We start from the raw sequence: 17,155 nt of genomic DNA, 5'->3' as shown, positions 1-17,155 counted from the left end.
AGCAAAGTACAGTATGTCGAATAAAGGAATTAGTCTTTTTCAACTGAACAATCGAATTAAAGGCGTTTTAAACGATGCTTTTGAGTCTGAGATATGGATAGTAGCAGAAATTAGTGAGCTACGCTATAATCAGAATGGCCATTGCTATTTGGAATTGGTTGAAAAAGATGAAGAAACAGATAAAATCATTGCCAAAGCCAGGGCAACCATTTGGTCCTACACTTTCAGGATGCTGAAACCTTATTTTGAAACTTCGACCGGACAAAGGTTCTCTTCGGGAATTAAGGTATTGATACAGGTTAGCATCGAATTCCAGGAAATTTATGGTTACACCTTAAACATTAAGGATATTGATCCAAGCTATACGCTTGGAGATATCGCCAGGAGAAGAAGAGAAATTTTGAATCGCCTGGAAGAAGAAGGCGTTCTGGATATGAATAAGGAAATTGATTTTCCGGATATTCCCAAATGCATCGCGGTGATATCATCGCCAACGGCAGCGGGTTATGAAGATTTTGCCAATCAGTTGGAAAACAACCTATCGGGATACAAGTTTCATTACAAGCTGTTCCCGGCAATTATGCAGGGAAACCAGGCCGAGGAATCGATTATTGAGGCTTTGGATCGAATCAACGAATACGAAGAGGTTTTTGATCTTGTGGTGATTATTAGAGGTGGAGGATCGACAGCAGATTTGAACTGCTTTGACAATTATTGGCTGGCCTTTAATATTGCCCAGTTTCCGCTTCCTGTAATTTCGGGAATCGGTCATGAAAGAGATGAAACCATTGTAGATATTGTGGCCAATGTTCGCGTAAAAACCCCTACAGCCGCAGCCGAGTACCTGATTGATTGTTTTGATGAAAAGCAGGCATATCACGAAAGATTACAGGAGGAATTTTATACGGGGGTAAATGAAATTTTGTTGGAAGCTTCGGAAAACCTGAACTACTTGTCGAACAAATTTTCGCCAATGGTTAAAAGTATACTGGAAAAGAAATCGAATCAGCTCTTACTGGCCAGGGAAAAATTAATTGGTTCGGCCAAACAGTTAACAAGGTCGCACTCCTATACCCTTGAAAACCAAAAAAGCAAGTTGAAACATGGAGTGGAACATCGCCTGGTTCATGAAAAGAATCATGCAAAGAACCTGCAAAGCAAAATTGGGATACGTGTAGGAAGGTTGTTGGAAAACCAGAAACACAAGCTCGTATTGCATGAACAAAGTGTAAAATATCTGAATCCTGAAAATATCCTGCAAAAGGGGTATACACTCACTTTAAAAGATGGAAAAATTGTAAAAGACATTCGCTCACTATCGGTAAACGACAGTATTGAAACCAGGTTTAAAGATGGTTCGGTGGAAAGTGAAATTCAAAAAGTAAATCCTAAAAAACACAAATAAATGGCGAAGAAAAAAATAAGCTACAGCGAGGCAATTGCCGAAATTGAAGAGACCATAATGCTGATTGAGAATGAAGAACTTGATGTTGATGATTTATCGGCAAAAGTAAAACGTGTTTCGGAATTGTTGGTGATTTGTAAAGCTAAACTGAACAGCACAGAGCAAGAAGTTGAAAAGATTTTAAAAGAGATCGATGAATAAAATAATACTCCTTTTCGCATTGGTAGTTTGGGGATTTTCCTGTTCCTCACAGAAAACTACACCCAATAAAATTCAGCAGGCAGTTGATGAATTTACAGCCGATAGCAGCTTCGTGGCTGCCGGTATTGGCATTCTGGTAAAAGATGTTGAAAAGGATGAAGTGTTGGCTCATCACAACTCAAAAATGGCTTTAACGCCTGCATCGAGCCAAAAGTTAATTACTACGGCTACCAGCCTTGAAATTTTAGGAAGCCAATATCAGTTTAAAACTCTGGTAGAAACTGATGGGAAGCTTAAAAATGGCGTTCTCGAAGGCAATTTAATTATTCGAGGTGCCGGCGATCCGAGTTTGGAATCGAAATACTTTGAATCCCGCAAAAACATTGCAGGTAAAATTGTTTCTGAACTGTTGGAACTCAAAATTAAAGTGATACAAGGTGATGTGCTGCTTGATGATTCTTATTTCGAATCGTCGATACCAAGAACCTGGATTTGGGAAGATATTGGCAACTATTATGGAGCGGTTCCCAATGCAATCAACTATCGCGATAACATGTACACATTGCACTTTGCATCGGGAAAAGCAGGAGAAAGAACCACCATTGTAAAAACAGTGCCTAAAAACACGGGTTTGGTGTTCGAGAATGAGGTAGTAAGCTCAGAAATTAATCGAGATCTGGCCTATATTTTTGGTGGTAATACAAGCAATTACAGGAGAATTGAAGGCAGTATTCCGCAAAACCGAAAAAATTTTAAAGTAAAAGGTGCTTTCCTGAATCCAAAATTGGCTTTACTGGAAGATCTGATTGCTGAACTGAAAAAAAATAAAATTCAGATTCTCCAAAAATCAAATTCTTCAGCAGAGGAAAAGACTCAACTGTTTGAGATGCCATCACCTGCATTGAGTGAAATTGTATACTGGACCAACCAAAAAAGTGTGAATCTGTTTGCAGATCAATTGTTATTTGAGCTGGGCAAAAATCAAAATAAAGAGGCTGGATGGAAATCTGGAATAAAGGCGATTCAGGATTTTTGGGAAAGCAATGGCATCGAAACACAGCATCAAAAATTATTTGATGGTAGTGGCTTGTCGCACTTCAATGCAATTTCGGCCGATTTTTTTAGCCAGATTCTTACTTTTATGTATGGAAGCCCCGAGTATGAAACATTTTTATCATCACTAGCTGTGGCAGGAAAATCGGGCACCTTAAAATACTTTGGTAAAGGAAGTCGTTTAGAATCGAATTGGAAGGCCAAAACTGGTTCGATGACCGGCGTTAGAAGCTACTGCGGCTACCTAACAAATTCTAAAGGAGAAACTTACACTGTTTGCATTCTGATTAACAATTACAATTGTTCTTCGAAAGCGCTAAATAATAAATTGCTAAATCTTTTAATTAATATTTATAATTCTTAAATTGAATTGACTTACAACTAATAACCAATTCAATACTTTATGAGAATTAGTATAAAATATTTACTACTTCCATTTCTTATTCTGTGCAGTTTACTTGCCAATTCTACGAATCAGAAGCACATTCTAATTCTAAACTCCTACCATAATGGTTTGAGTTGGACCGACTCAACGGTTAATAGCATAAAACGCGAGTTGCTTGCTGATCCTAATTGTACGCTCCACATTGAATACATGGATACCAAAAGATATTTTTCGGAAGGATATCTTGACTTGTTAAAGGCTTATTACCTTAAGAAATACGAAAATCAGAAATTCGACTTAATACTTTCGACAGATAATAATGCTTACGATTTTTTAATTGAGAATCGTGATGAAATATTTGGTGAAGTTCCCGTAATTTTTTCGGGTTTGAATTCGGTTTTTGATCCTCCGAAAGGATATAGTGGCGTATTCGAAAATTTTAGCTTCTGTGCAACACTTGAATTGATTGAAAAGCATCACCCAAATTATTCTAAGATTGTGGTTGTTACCGATTACAGTACAACTGGTGAAAGCCTGGTGGCTGCATTAGAGAAAGAGATTGAAGAAATGGGTGAACCTTTGCGACACTCCATTCTTCGAGCCAAGAGCGTTCAGGATCTTAAAATTTCGTTTTCCAAGCTGGATCCCAACGATGTGGTGCTTTACCTGGTTTATAATCGAGATTTCAACGGCAATTATTGTACCTACGAAAAAGGCTTTTCGGAAACCAAACCCTATTGCAAGGTTCCCATTTATTGTGTTTGGGATTTTTACCTGAATAGGGGTGCAATTGGTGGCTCTTTAATTACAGGTAGAATTCATGGTAAACAGGTCGCCAAACTGGCCAAAGAGGTATTATCGGGAACTCCAATCGATGATATTCCACCTTTGCATGCCGAATACGAATATGAGTTTGATTACAACCAATTGGTGAAGTTCGATATCAGGACAAAGGATCTTCCAAAGAATTCGAAACTGCTGAACGAACCATACAGCCTTGTAAAGGAGAACAAAGAGATTGTGGTGCTTACTTTAACCATTTTAATTCTTCTTACGATTATTATTATTGTAATGATGATTAATATTCACCTGAGAAAATTAAAGGAGCAAAAAGAAAAAGCACACATGCTGGAAATCACGGCAAGCAATATAAAACTTGAAAAGGCAATTAAAATTGCTGAGGAATCGAGCCGATTAAAATCTGCTTTTTTGGCCAATATGTCGCACGAAATTCGTACGCCAATGAATGCAATTTTAGGTTTTACCGAACTGCTTTCAGGCGATAATGTAGATGTGAACAAGCGTAAAAAATTCATATCCATTATTCAGAAAAACACCAACGGTTTGCTTCGTTTAATTAGTGATATTCTGGACATCTCAAAAATTGAAACCAACCAGTTAAAGGTAATTTTGAGCAGGTGCAAAATTTCAGAACTTTTCGATTCGGTTAAAGATGATTATGAAACCCTGGTAGAGCACAGGGAAAACAATCAGCTTAATTTTATGCTTAGCATGCCTAAAGAGAATCAGGTGATTGAGATTACAACCGATCCGGTTCGTTTGCAACAGATATTTAACAACCTACTTGAGAATTCGATCAAATTTACCCCTGCAGGAGATATCGAAATTGGTTACGATGTAAAAGGAAAATTTGTTGAATTCTTTGTTCGCGATACTGGCATTGGTATACCGGAAGATAAACAAGAAATTATTTTTGATCGTTTCCGCCAGGCAGAATTGGATGCCAATACAAGGCAGTATGGTGGTACAGGATTGGGCCTGGCCATCAGCCAAAGTTTAATAGAATTGCTTGGAGGCAAAATTTGGATGAAATCGAAACCACATGTAGGGACAACTTTTTATTTCACAATTCCATTGTAAGAAAAAAGGATGCAGTAAAAAACTGCATCCTTTCTATCATATCTTAAATGTATTCTTTAGAAGAAATAATAAACGCCTAAAGAATATCTTGTATTTCCAATCCATTTGGTATTTTCAACTTTAGCTTTTTCGGTTACAGTTCCATAAGCTGCTGCTGTGTACTCTGCCTCAAATTCAAATTTCAGGTTCTTTACTTTTTTGCAAACACGCGGTGCCAATCTGTACAGCTCTCCGATGTCTTTTCCTCGAGCATAAATCAGGTTATTTACCACCTTATCTTCGGCGCCCAAATTTTTAGAATATCCACCTAAAAATGCCAGCTCCCAATCTTTTTTCTTGTACGATAACTCAGCCCAGGTTCCAAGAACTTTAATTCCTGTATAGCTAGCTTCGTTGGTTAGCGGATTTAAGGATTTTACGGCATATCCACCTAGCATCAACACATCAGTCATGTTGGTTCCGTAGGTTGCCTGTGCTTTAAAAGTAACAGGTTCGAAATTCAATTTGAAATATCCCATCATGGCCCATGAAGAAATGGTTTCATCATTTTTCCATTCCTGATAATCGCCCATTTCAACCGAACCAGTTGAGCTCATTAAGGATGGCTTGATATTTTTATATTCTCCACTAAAACCAATTAAATGCTTCCCTGCATAATAATGAACTTGTCCCTGAACAATAGGTAAACCTGCGTTTCTTAGGTATTTGTTGCTTGCACCATCGGGTCCGGTACTGGTATAGTCTCTTTCGGTAGCAATTGCAGCCAATAACTTCCAATTGCCGGTTTTATGGGTAAGTCTTACCTGCGGATTACGCGCAAAAGGCTTAAATGGCAATCCAGCGTTAGCTCCAACTGTAAATGGGAATACTTCGGCTACAAAGAGTGGCGACCAGGTTTGTCCAATAAGTAATGAGGTATTTCCCCAATCCAAATTCACAAAAGCATGACGCAAACGCATTCCATTGGTATCCGATTCACCATTACCCACAAACTCGGCTTCCAACAATCCGCTAGTTTTTGCACCCAAAATTTCAGGACCAGTTATTTTGGCATTCACTCTCGATTGAATCACCGCCATATTGTACACACCATCTTTGTTGATGTCGTTTCCGGCTGCATCCAATAATTCATTTTTTGGATAAAGAAGAATATGACCTTCTCGGGCTGCTACGGTTTGACGCGTATCATAAGTAAAAAGAGAATGAACATATCCACCAAATTTAACTGAAATTGGTAGTTCTTTTTGCTGCGCGTTAAGACCTGAAACACTTATTAATGAAACAATAAGCAATAACAGATAGTTTAATTTCTTCATCGATTTTAGTTAGGTTTTTATTCGGCTGCAAATATAATCAGCTTTTCCTCTTCTACCACCAAACCTCCAACTGTTTATCAGACTAAAATTTATTTATATTGATTAAAAGAACCTTTTGCATAAGCACAAAGGCTTGGCATGGGAGGTTATGCAAAGGATTCTAAAACAAAAAAACCTGACAACTCTTAAGAGCCAGCAGGTTTATATCTATTTTCTGTTTTAGTATTCCTGATAAACGATTAATGGGCCACCTTCAAATTCAATCCTGAAGCTATCTCCCATCGATTCGTTAAGGGTTCCCTGCCACAAAAGTTCCAGTTTCTGATTGGTTAATGCATAACGTAAATTAGCCGTAGTGATTAGCGTTTCGCTGTTTGGAGAAAATATGGAAACCTGTTGCCTTGTATAACTTTCGAAGTTACGAGAACGAACAATTGGCGTAAACACCCCGTAACTGGTTAGCATCTTAACTCTTACTTTTTTGGCATACTGAGGCAAAAGAAATACGTTCCCGATCATATGATCATCGCGTTGCCCCGTTGCTCCAAGAATGATAATTTCATTGTATTTCTGAGAAATACACCAATCAACAGCCTTGGTTAAATCGTTGGTATCCTGGCTCGAGAAATGGTGAATGATATCTTTGTACTTCCATTTCAACTCGGGATCGAGAGAGTCTAGATCACCAATGATGGCAAATGGTTCCAAAGCTTCTTTCTCCAGTTTGTTAATTGCTCCATCGCAACAAATAATATGCTTCGATTCTTTCAACTCTTTTAAAGGAATTTCGTGAGTTGGGAAGGCTCCGTTTGCTAGTATAACAGCTTTCTTTTGCATTCGATATCAGTAAATAAAATTAGAGCCAGTAAATTTAATTAATTGCCTGAAATAGCCTGAGAACGAATCATATCTTTTTTCCACTGCATGTATCCAACCACTGCCATGGTGGTATAGAAAAAGAAAAGTATGGCCGTAAAATTCAAATCTTTATAGATGTATATGCCCAGGGAAACCGAATTTACCACAATCCATACCAGCCATTGTTCCAATATTTTGCGGGCCAACATCCAGGTAGCTATAACACTAAATGCTGTGGTAAATGCATCCCAGTATGGAACCGTATCATCGGTATAATTCACCAATATATAAGCGATAAATGCATAAATTGCCAGGCTGGCTGCAGCAAGTTTTAGCGATAATTTTAGTTGCAGGCGAGTCACAGGCAATTCATCTTCCTTGCTTTTTCCTCTCGACCACAAAATCCATCCGTAAATGCTAATAAATACGTAGTAGAACTGAAGAGACATGTCGGCATATAGCTTGGCCACAAAAAACACGTAGATGTACATTACCGAAGTCAGTAATCCCACGGGCCACAACCATTTGTTCTGTTTTATTTCCAGGTACAGGTATATCAAACCTGATATGGTTCCTATAATTTCAACAATATTGTCGGTAATCCAATTCATACTTTTGTTTTGAGTGTAGAGGCGCAAAATGCTACGCCTCTACAAATATCATTAATTAAAATCGTACTGTTACACCTGCCAGGAAATTTGTTCCTGCTTGAGGGAAGTAACCATCCATTGCGTATCGCTGCCCTCCTAAAACATAGCTATAAATCCAGGCATTCGATTCATATTCTTCATCAAACAAATTGTTTACCTGCAAATGCAGCTTCACATTCTTAATCAAATTACATTTAATTTCGTATGACAGGTTTAAGTTTGATACAAAATAAGAATCTAATTTTCTACTTGCGCTAGAAGAATTATCGATATACTGGTCATCTACGAACTGTGAACTTAATTGAGCCATAAAACCAGAATTCTTGTAGGTAAACATCGAATTTGCACTTAGTTCAGGTGAAAAGGCCAAATTGGTAGTTCCAAGATCTGTCGCAATTTGTCCTCCATTATCCCAATCATCAACATATTCAGTAAAATTCTTTATTTTATTGCGACTTAAGGTTAAGTTACCTGACCAATCCAATCCTTTGGTAATTTTTATTCCCCCGCTAATTTCGATTCCCATTCGATAACTGTCTTCTACATTCACCATAATAGCACTACCCACATCATTAATTTGACCGGTAAGAACCAACTGGTCTTTGTAATCCATGTAATACAAATTGGTTTCGAAAAATGCTTTTGCACTTGTGTATTTGTATCCAAATTCATAATCGAACAACCTTTCACTTGTTGGAGTTTTTCCAACTTCAGCATCAGTATAATTGCTTCTGTTCGGCTCTCTGTTTGCAACAGCGAAAGAGCCGTATATTCTGTTACTGTTGTTTAATTGGATGTTCAATCCTGCTTTCGGATTAAAAAATAAGAAATCATGATCTTGCGTTAAATCTCTAAAATCATCATCAACTCCTTTAATTTTATAATCAATTCCTCTAAGTTGCAGGTCTGCATAAACGCTAAACACATCGGATAAACTTAAATTGGTTTTTACATAGGTGTTGTAATCCTTTTTAGTTCCGTTATTGAAATAATACTCGTGATCGATAAAAGCATCACCCGCATTTTTCATCCAGCGGATTCTTCCGTAATGATCACCATCATACTTGTTCCAGGCTCCACCCCAAACAACATTTAAAGTTGAGGTAGAATGACTGATAGAAAATACCGCTCCATAAAAATCGTTATTCAACCATTTCCTTCTAATCACATCTGTTCGATCAATCGTTTCTCCGCCTATTACAATTGGATCCAAGCCGTATTTACTCAGCTTGTCTTCTGGCTTGTATTGTTCGTAGTAGCCTTCTCCGTGTGTATAATGTAAACCGATATTCAGTTTTGTTTTTTCTGATAAAAGGTGGGTTAAAAACAATTGACTGTGCTTTTGCCAATAGTTGTCAGTTTCGTTTTCGTAGGTATACTGATTGTAAGTTCTGCTGTCAGAAGCTTTCATATGATCCACGATATCCTGACTCACCAACCAGTGGTCAGCATAACGTTGCATTCCCTCTTCATCATTGTTTAAACGAACGCTTGGAACACCATTCCACGCCTGGTAGGTTTGCTCTTTTCCTGTAAAGAAGTTGGCTTTAATACTTGTTTTCTCACCATAATAACCTCCCGATAAAAATATCGATTGCAGATCCGATTCAGCTCTATCAATAAATCCATCAGAAGTAATTTTTGACAAACGGGCATCAAAAGCAAAACCATTTTTAAGTCCGGTACCAAACTTCAAGGTATTCTTAAAAGTTTTGAATGATCCTGCCGAACTTGCAAGCTCAGCATAAGCTTCTTCAGAAACTTTAGAAGTTTGCAGATTAATTGTTGCTCCGAATGCTGCTGCACCGTTGGTAGATGTACCAACCCCTCTTTGAATCTGAATGTCTTCAACCGATGAAGCAAAATCGGGCATATTCACCCAAAAAACACCATGAGATTCGGAGTCGTTCAATGGAATTCCATCAATAGTAACATTAATTCTGTTGGCATCGGTTCCTCTCACTCTAAAACCTGTATATCCAACACCCGCACCAGCATCTGTTGTGCTAACAAAAGAAGGAGTCGATGATAATATTACCGGAATATCCCTTCCCATATTTTTAGAAGCAATTTCTTCTTTCTTTACATTGGTAACTGCCACCGGAGTTTTACTTCCTGCCCTGGTTGCAGCCACTAGTACCTCATCTGCCAATATGGCCGAAGGTGATAATTCAAAATCTAAAACTTGCGAATCTTTTAGTTCAATCGATTTTTCGATGGATTTATACCCCAAAAAAGAGATAATCAACTGGTAATCGCCAGCTTTTAAATTTTTGAATTGATATTCTCCATACGAATTTGTAACAGTACCTAAATAGGTTCCTTTTACTGCAATTGCTGCGCCCGGAAGAGCATTTCCACTGTTATCGGTTACTTTCCCTTTCAGACTGAATTGAGAAAAACCAACAAAGCATACAAATTGCAATACAATTAACAGAGTAGCTCTGCGCAAAACAGAGTTCATTTGCTTAAACATTGTGTATAAATTAAAACGTTAATAAAATATTGCAATGAGGTATTTATAAGATCAGGTTGGCGAAAAGTTAGCTCGCAATTTTTCCTACGCCGGCATTACCCGGATCAGGTGTAAGGGTATGATCTCAGCCCGTTTCGAAAGGCACCCCACTGTGATTGCCGCAAAGATAATCTGAAAACTAGCAAAAACAAAAAAGAGCCGACTAAAAGCCGACTCCTTAAACCTAAACTATTAAAACTATTCTAACTAATATCCTATTAATTAGGAGCTTTTACTCCTAAAACATCATTAATTGCCTCTACAAATTTGGCTTTTGGCAAAGCGCCCTGTGCCATGGTTGGTTTCCCTTTCATGGGCACAAACAGTAATGATGGAATGCTTCTAATTCCAAAGGCTCTCGAAACCAATGGCGAATCATCTGTATCCACTTTATAAATTTGAATGGCATCGCCATATTCTTTCTGCAATTCCTTTAATACTGGAGCAATGCGTTTGCATGGTCCACACCAGTCTGCATAAAAATCAACAATTACCGGTTTATCTCCTTCAAATTTCCAATCTCCACCCTTCTCGTAATCAAATACCTTTTCTTTAAAAGTATCGTCATTCAAATGGATGATTTTTGCTTCCGATTTCGATTGAGCAAAACTATTGGCACCAATAAATGCTACCAACAATATCATTAATATCTTCTTCATGTTTTTTTCCTTATCGGGTGTAAACACCTCTGTTTTTTTCTGATTTCATTATCGCTTTAAAGCTAATAATGATTTTCCATAAGTTGTGTCGGCTCAACGACCATTAATAAGTATTTAACTTTTTCGGAATGTAATAGTAATTATTTGGCCTCAACCTTTAGAACTTCGGCAAAAGCTTGCTTAAAATTCTCTTTTGAAAGAGCTCCCTGGGCCATTTGTGGCTGACCATCCTGCGGAATAAACAACAATGAAGGAATACTTTGGATTCCAAACATGGCAGACAATTCCTGTTCTTTCTCAGTATCGATTTTATAAATATCAAGAGCATCGCCATACTCTGCCTTCAACTCTTCTAAAATTGGAGCTACCATTTTACAAGGTCCACACCAGTCGGCATAAAAATCAACCAAACATGGTTTTGAGCCTTCAAATTTCCAATCTTTATTATTTTCGAAATCAAATACTTTCTCTTTAAACGTTTCTTTCGTTAAATGTTCTACCATAACTAACACCTAAATTAATTTACTACTTTATATATCTACAAATCTATACATTTTTATTTGACAATTAGTATACCAAAGTCTATTTTTCTCTGAATTTTCATAATCCCCTTAATTAATTGTAATTTTGTCAGCAAATTAAACAGTCGGTCTGTCATGCACCGACCTTCATATAGTAACAACCTGATATCAGGTTACCTGATTAAATAAGAAGTGAAAGAACATTTAAAACATCCTATATTTTCAATTATCTCTGATATTGTAAGCACAGAAAATCTTGAAAGCTATGTAATTGGAGGCTTTGTTAGAGATATATTTTTAAAACGCGAATCGAAGGATATTGATGTTGTTGTGATTGGAAGTGGCATTGAATTGGCTCAAAAAGTAGCTGCCAAGGCTGGCAATCCTAAAGTATCGATATTTAAAAATTTTGGAACTGCCATGCTCAAGTTTAAGGATCTTGAAATTGAGTTTGTAGGAGCCAGAAAAGAATCGTACAACAGAAATTCGAGAAAACCAATTGTTGAAAATGGCAGTTTGGAAGACGACCAGAAGCGAAGAGATTTTACCATTAATGCACTTGCTTTAAGTCTTCACAAAGACAATTTTGGAGAGCTTTTAGATCCTTTCGGAGGGATTGATGATTTGAACAACAAAATCATTAAAACACCTATGGATCCTATGATTACTTTTTCGGATGATCCGTTAAGAATGATGCGTGCCATTCGATTTGCCACCCAGTTGAACTTTAAGATTTCGGATGTGACTTTCGAAGCCATTAAAGAGAATAAGGAGCGAATCCATATCATTTCGAAAGAACGCATTATTGAGGAATTGAATAAGATTGTAATGTCTAAAAAGCCATCTATAGGTTTTAAACTGTTAGATGAAAGTGGATTATTGCAAATCATATTCCCTGAATTTCATAAACTAAAAGGACGCGAAACCAGAAATGGAATCAGTCACAAAGATAATTTTTACCATACTCTTGAGGTTTTAGATCAACTGGTTCCACACTCTGATAACCTTTGGCTGCGATGGTCGGCACTTTTGCACGATATCGCAAAACCAAATACCAAGAAATTTATAAAAGGAATTGGCTGGACATTTCATGCACACAACTTTGTAGGAGAGAAAATGGTACCTCGTATTTTCAAGAATATGAAACTGCCATTGAACGAGAAAATGAAGTTTGTTCAGAAAATGGTACTATTGCACATGCGCCCAATTGTATTGGCACAGGAAGAGGTAACCGATTCGGCTGTGCGCCGATTGCTTTTCGATGCCGGGGATGATATTGATGAGCTCATGAAACTTTGCGAAGCAGATATTACTTCCAAGAATGAAGAAAAAGTAAAACGCTTCCTGGATAATTTCCAACTGGTACGCAGAAAACTAAAAGAGGTGGAAGAGAAAGATGCTGTTCGAAACTTTCAGCCACCAATTGATGGACAAGAAATTATCGATACCTTTAATTTATCGCCTTGTAAAACCATTGGCGACATTAAACTGGCCATAAAAGATGCCATTCTCGATGGAGTAATTCCAAACGAAAGAGAGGCAGCCTACCAATTTATGATCGAAAAAGGAAAAGAACTGGGATTGACTCCAGTAATCAATAAAAAGAACAAATAGCTCGGAATCCTTTCCGGGCTTTTTTTTGCTGTTGTACAACCTATTCATGTTAAACAGCACTTCATAGACACTACATAATATCTAATTTTGGCGGCAGTTACGCTAACAAACTATTTATAATTATACTACCAAAATGGCCTACGTTGATAATACGATGATTATCAGAAGGGATCTGCTATCGAGGATGGCAGAGCTTTTTAATGAAGGAAAATTTAAAGAAGGACTTGACCGAATTCCTCTTGAAATGGCACCTCGCAGAAAACAAGATCTTGACAGGTGTTGTGTGTTCAAGGAGCGGGTTATCATAAAAGAGAAATTAATTCCACTTTTGGGATTTGATTTGGAAGAAGATCGCGATGAGTTGAAAACGCTTGCCGACTATGCTGATGAAGCATTAGAGAGAAAAGATCCGATCAACAAAATTTTAACTGTTGTTGATGAAGCTTGTACCTCCTGTGTAAAGAATTCATACATTGTAACCAACCTTTGTAAGGGTTGTGTGGCACATCCGTGCATGATGAACTGTCCGAAAAATGCCATTAGCTGGAATGCTAACGGACAGGCACAAATCGATCCAAAAACATGTATCAACTGTGGTATCTGTATGAACGTTTGTCCGTACCACTCTATCATATTTATGCCTGTTCCATGCGAAAATGCCTGCCCAGTTGGTGCAATCTCGAAAGATGAATATGGCATCGAGCAAATTAACGAAGAGAAGTGTATCGATTGTGGTAAGTGTATTACGGCTTGTCCTTTCGGATCGATTATGGAGAATTCACAAATTGTGGATGTAATGAAATCGATTAAGGAAGAAGAAACAGAAACCATTGCCATTGTTGCTCCGGCTGTAATCGGTCAGTTTAAATCGACCACCGATACTGTATTGGGAGCGGTAAAACAACTTGGTTTTACTGATGTAATGGAAGTGGCAAAAGGTGCAAATGTAACCACAGAAAGAGAAGCTGATGAACTCTTGGAGCGTTTAGAAGACAAGGCTCCATTCATGACTACATCATGCTGTCCGGCCTATGTTTCGGCAACAGAAAAACACGTTCCTGAAATTCAAAAGTATGTTTCTCATACCAAGAGTCCGATGTATTACGCTGCAGAAATTGCACGCGAAAAATATCCGAATGCAAAAATTGTGTTTATCGGTCCTTGTATTGCCAAACGTCGCGAAGGGATGAAAGATCCAAATGTTGATTATGTGATGACATTCGAAGAGCTGTCGGCACTATTCAATGGCTGGAAAATTGAAATTAGCAAAGAACAACCATTAGAACTCGACCGCAGTATTCATAACCACGGACGCGGATATGCTGCCAGCGGTGGTGTAGCTCAATCGGTTCTTGAGGTGAAACCTTACGTGAATATCAAGCCTGTAATTGTGAACGGTTTGGATAAGAAGAAAATCAAAATGCTAAAAGCTTTTGGTAAAACTGGCAAAACAAGTGGAAACTTTGTTGAGGTAATGGCCTGCGAAGGAGGTTGTATTGCTGGTCCGAGTTCAAACTTCGATCCGAAAACAGGAAGCAAATTATACGAAAAGAATCTTGCGGCTTTAATTGAAAGCCTTGAAGACTAGAATATCAATAAGACCAAGGGTGATATTGCATTGCCCTTGGTTTTACTTTCTCCAAAAATCGAGGATTACAGGCAAATGATCACTAAACCCTCCGTGATACCTGTAGCCAACAAATGTCCTAAAAGGCTTTACACCAAAATAAGTTTCGTCCTTCTCCAATAGATAGTCAGGAGCAAATACACTCATTCCGTCGGGTTTGCAATACAAAACAGCTGATTTATCGAGCAAATTCCCCGAAACAATAAACTGATCGAGCATTCCCCATTTTCCTTGGTATTTGTGGCTTCCAATGCTGCCCTTCCTAACGAATCCATCGGCCAGGTTATAGAGTTGTTGTTTCTTTATTTTACCTGATACAGCCGTAGCATTTAGTACCGATTTTATAGATTCATTCTCGGGATAATCATTAAAATCGCCCATGATTAAGAGCTTTGCCTTGGGTGATTCCTGATAAATGGAATCTACTTTCTGGCGTAGCAATCTGGCAGCTGCTAATCGCTTGTGTTCCGATTTCAATTGTCCTCCCCACCTCGATGGCCAGTGGTTCACAAAAACATGCAAGGTATCGCTACTGTGCAGCTTTGCTTTCACATACAGAATTTCACGGGTAGTTGATTCCTTTTCATTTGGGTAAATCAAAGGAATAAAATGGGTATGTAAGGGTTGAAATATTTCGGGCTGATAAAGCAAAGCAACATCAATACCCCTGCGATCTGGCGATTCCTTATGAAGCATTTTGTAACCGATTTTATTAAGCCTTCCATGTGCAAATATACCATCGAGCACAAAGCGGTTTTCGATTTCGCACAGACCAATTAAATCGGGAAATTCCCATCCTCCGGCAGCCATAATCACCTTGGAAATTCGATTCAGCTTTCGCTGATATTTATCCCAAGTCCAATGTCTTTCTCCTGTAGGTAAAAATTCGTTATCCAGCTTTAAGCTGTCATCAAAACAGTCGAAACAATTTTCCAGATTGTAAAACATCAGCCTCAAATCTCCTCGCTTGCTCACCTCGCTGCCTTCCAGCACTGTTTGTCCGGGTGCGAGCCAGGTAATAAAGATGAGAAATATGCCGATTATTCCGACTTTCATTCCAGGGCTTCTTTGAACTCATAAGCGCCCATATCGGGGGCAGCATCAACATTTCTTGCCGTGTTTTGCAAATCGAGAGGGAATGTAACTCCGAATTCTACCTTACCGCTATTAATGCAAGGAGAAATATCGCTAAGGGTAAAGAGTCTTTCTTCGAGCGAAGTAAATTCAGGATTTTCATTAAAAATACAATTGGAGAATATACTTGAGTAATCGGTCTGAAGCGAATTGCCCAATTTTAAAAGAGTATTTTCGATTTGAAGTCCTGTTGTATTGTCAATCATTAATTCGTCCCTCTGTGATCCCCAAACAATGCAATTAGCGATTTCAATCGACTTTCCTGTTGCATTCATCAATTGGATAACCGGAAGAGTTCTGACATCAAAATTCCAGGAATTGTAGAAGGTAGAATGATAAAGGTCGAATTCTCCATTTTCAACACGCAAACACTCATCGCCACAGTTTAGCACCAAAAGATCGTGAGCTACAAGATCAACATGGGTAGCAGAAATTCCATTTTCCGTAAAATTTTGAATCACTCCATATTCCAGTTCGAGTTCATTTGGCCCATTTTCATTCCCCTGAAATTTGATTCCATTGATTCCATCCTCGAGCCTAAAATAAGACATGACATTTCCTGAACTGCTTTCGTGAAAGTAAAGGCCATTCCATTGCCCCGGCACATTTTCATAGAGCTCTTCGAGTCGAGAGCTGCCCAAATACACCGGCTCCTCAAAACTTCCATTAATTTGCACACTTCCGTGGATATCCATTCCGGCGTTCTTTCCAAAATAGACTCTTGTTCCTTTGTCCATACCAAGAATTACATTTTCGTTAATGGCAATTTGCTGATTTACCAAATAGGGACGATTTCCCGTCCAGTTTTGAGAACTGAGTATGTTATCCTCCACCAATACCACATCTTGCGCCCAGGTGCTTAAAATTAGCCCTTGCAGCTTACCATTTACATTGAATACAAGAATGTCTTCCAACAGAACCGGATCATCTGCATTATTTTCCTTTAAGTCAACCTCAACAAAGACAAACAAACTATCATTTGCCCCTATCTCGATATTGCTGAAATTTTCGCCCGTAAGTCCGTTTACATTTAAGCGGTATGGTGAGTTGTTATCTTGCAAAAAAACTTCTTCCACATTTACACGCTTCGACGATTTGTTGTAGACCTTAAATTGCATTGTGGTAGAGCCAAATCCTGTAAAGAGTGTATCAAAAGAAAGCGTATCTACTGAAAAGCTCAATCGAAACTCAGGATCGGTATTTAATCCTTCATCATTGTCGCAAGCTACAAAGCCAGGAATTAAAAGAACTGAGCAGAGAATATAGAATAAGTTGCGCATACTATTATTGTTTAGAATTTTGAAGATAAAAAAAATCCGGTAGTTAAGTCATCTAC

The 17,155-nt window shown here is 38.1% G+C and carries 14 protein-coding genes and 1 riboswitch; of the genes, 6 read left to right on the top strand and 8 right to left on the bottom strand.

Going from position 1 to position 17,155, the window contains the following annotated elements; translation table 11 throughout:
- The first annotated feature begins 13 nt into the window (after positions 1-13).
- The 4 genes from xseA to ELS83_RS16280 are packed head-to-tail and all read left to right on the top strand — an operon-like array spanning position 14 to position 4,925.
- Positions 14-1,405 (top strand): exodeoxyribonuclease VII large subunit, encoded by a 1,392-nt coding sequence (xseA, locus tag ELS83_RS16295; RefSeq protein WP_171596613.1) that lies wholly within the window; start codon positions 14-16, stop codon positions 1,403-1,405.
- Entirely contained in the window at positions 1,406-1,606 is a 201-nt protein-coding gene (xseB, locus tag ELS83_RS16290) for an exodeoxyribonuclease VII small subunit (RefSeq protein ID WP_171596612.1), read from the top strand.
- The gene (gene dacB, locus ELS83_RS16285) at positions 1,599-3,023 is read left to right on the top strand and encodes a D-alanyl-D-alanine carboxypeptidase/D-alanyl-D-alanine endopeptidase (protein ID WP_171596611.1); all 1,425 of its coding nucleotides are present in this window, start codon (positions 1,599-1,601) and stop codon (positions 3,021-3,023) included. Before xseB ends, dacB begins: the two co-directional genes overlap by 8 nt.
- Before the next feature lie 39 nt (positions 3,024-3,062).
- Positions 3,063-4,925, top strand: coding sequence for a sensor histidine kinase (locus ELS83_RS16280; protein WP_171596610.1), 1,863 nt, complete (start codon positions 3,063-3,065; stop codon positions 4,923-4,925).
- Between the two features lie 56 nt (positions 4,926-4,981).
- Here the strand turns inward: ELS83_RS16280 and ELS83_RS16275 are convergent, their stop codons facing one another.
- The 6 genes from ELS83_RS16275 to trxA (ELS83_RS16250) all read right to left on the bottom strand — a co-directional run bounded on the left by ELS83_RS16275 (position 4,982) and on the right by trxA (ELS83_RS16250) (position 11,426).
- A complete protein-coding gene (locus ELS83_RS16275; RefSeq protein ID WP_171596609.1) occupies positions 4,982-6,241 on the bottom strand; it encodes a DcaP family trimeric outer membrane transporter in 1,260 nt (419 codons plus the stop codon).
- Positions 6,242-6,460: 219 nt separating this feature from the next.
- Positions 6,461-7,078 carry a thiamine diphosphokinase gene (locus ELS83_RS16270; protein WP_171596608.1) on the bottom strand — a complete coding sequence of 206 codons (618 nt, stop codon included), beginning with the start codon at positions 7,076-7,078 and terminating at the stop codon, positions 6,461-6,463.
- 38 nt (positions 7,079-7,116) lie between these two features.
- Positions 7,117-7,710 (bottom strand): nicotinamide riboside transporter PnuC, encoded by a 594-nt coding sequence (gene pnuC, locus ELS83_RS16265; RefSeq protein WP_171596607.1) that lies wholly within the window; start codon positions 7,708-7,710, stop codon positions 7,117-7,119.
- Positions 7,711-7,765: 55 nt separating this feature from the next.
- Positions 7,766-10,225 carry a TonB-dependent receptor gene (locus tag ELS83_RS16260; protein WP_171596606.1) on the bottom strand — a complete coding sequence of 820 codons (2,460 nt, stop codon included), beginning with the start codon at positions 10,223-10,225 and terminating at the stop codon, positions 7,766-7,768.
- Positions 10,226-10,288: 63 nt separating this feature from the next.
- A riboswitch (TPP riboswitch) is annotated at positions 10,289-10,384 on the bottom strand.
- 98 nt (positions 10,385-10,482) lie between these two features.
- Positions 10,483-10,923 carry a thioredoxin gene (gene trxA, locus ELS83_RS16255; protein WP_171596605.1) on the bottom strand — a complete coding sequence of 147 codons (441 nt, stop codon included), beginning with the start codon at positions 10,921-10,923 and terminating at the stop codon, positions 10,483-10,485.
- Between the two features lie 140 nt (positions 10,924-11,063).
- A complete protein-coding gene (gene trxA, locus ELS83_RS16250) occupies positions 11,064-11,426 on the bottom strand; it encodes a thioredoxin (RefSeq protein WP_171596604.1) in 363 nt (120 codons plus the stop codon).
- 210 nt (positions 11,427-11,636) lie between these two features.
- Between trxA (ELS83_RS16250) and ELS83_RS22585 the strand changes: the two genes are divergently transcribed.
- Positions 11,637-13,058, top strand: coding sequence for a tRNA nucleotidyltransferase/poly(A) polymerase-related protein (locus tag ELS83_RS22585; RefSeq protein ID WP_171596603.1), 1,422 nt, complete (start codon positions 11,637-11,639; stop codon positions 13,056-13,058).
- Between the two features lie 133 nt (positions 13,059-13,191).
- The gene (locus ELS83_RS16240) at positions 13,192-14,646 is read left to right on the top strand and encodes a monomeric [FeFe] hydrogenase (RefSeq protein WP_171596602.1); all 1,455 of its coding nucleotides are present in this window, start codon (positions 13,192-13,194) and stop codon (positions 14,644-14,646) included.
- Positions 14,647-14,688: 42 nt separating this feature from the next.
- On the opposite strand, the gene ELS83_RS16235 is transcribed toward ELS83_RS16240, so the two are convergent.
- Both ELS83_RS16235 and ELS83_RS16230 read right to left on the bottom strand, forming a co-directional pair.
- On the bottom strand, positions 14,689-15,741 hold the full coding sequence (locus tag ELS83_RS16235; RefSeq protein WP_171596601.1) for an endonuclease/exonuclease/phosphatase family protein: 1,053 nt from the start codon (positions 15,739-15,741) through the stop codon (positions 14,689-14,691).
- Positions 15,738-17,099 carry a hypothetical protein gene (locus tag ELS83_RS16230; RefSeq protein ID WP_171596600.1) on the bottom strand — a complete coding sequence of 454 codons (1,362 nt, stop codon included), beginning with the start codon at positions 17,097-17,099 and terminating at the stop codon, positions 15,738-15,740. Before ELS83_RS16230 ends, ELS83_RS16235 begins: the two co-directional genes overlap by 4 nt.
- Positions 17,100-17,155: the final 56 nt, after the last annotated feature.

It is taken from the genome of Marinifilum caeruleilacunae, assembly GCF_013141825.1.
GTDB classification, from domain to species: Bacteria; Bacteroidota; Bacteroidia; order Bacteroidales; family Marinifilaceae; genus Marinifilum; species Marinifilum caeruleilacunae.
The sequence above is the reverse complement of the archived record's forward strand: the minus strand, read 5'-3'. Positions and strand labels throughout refer to the sequence as shown.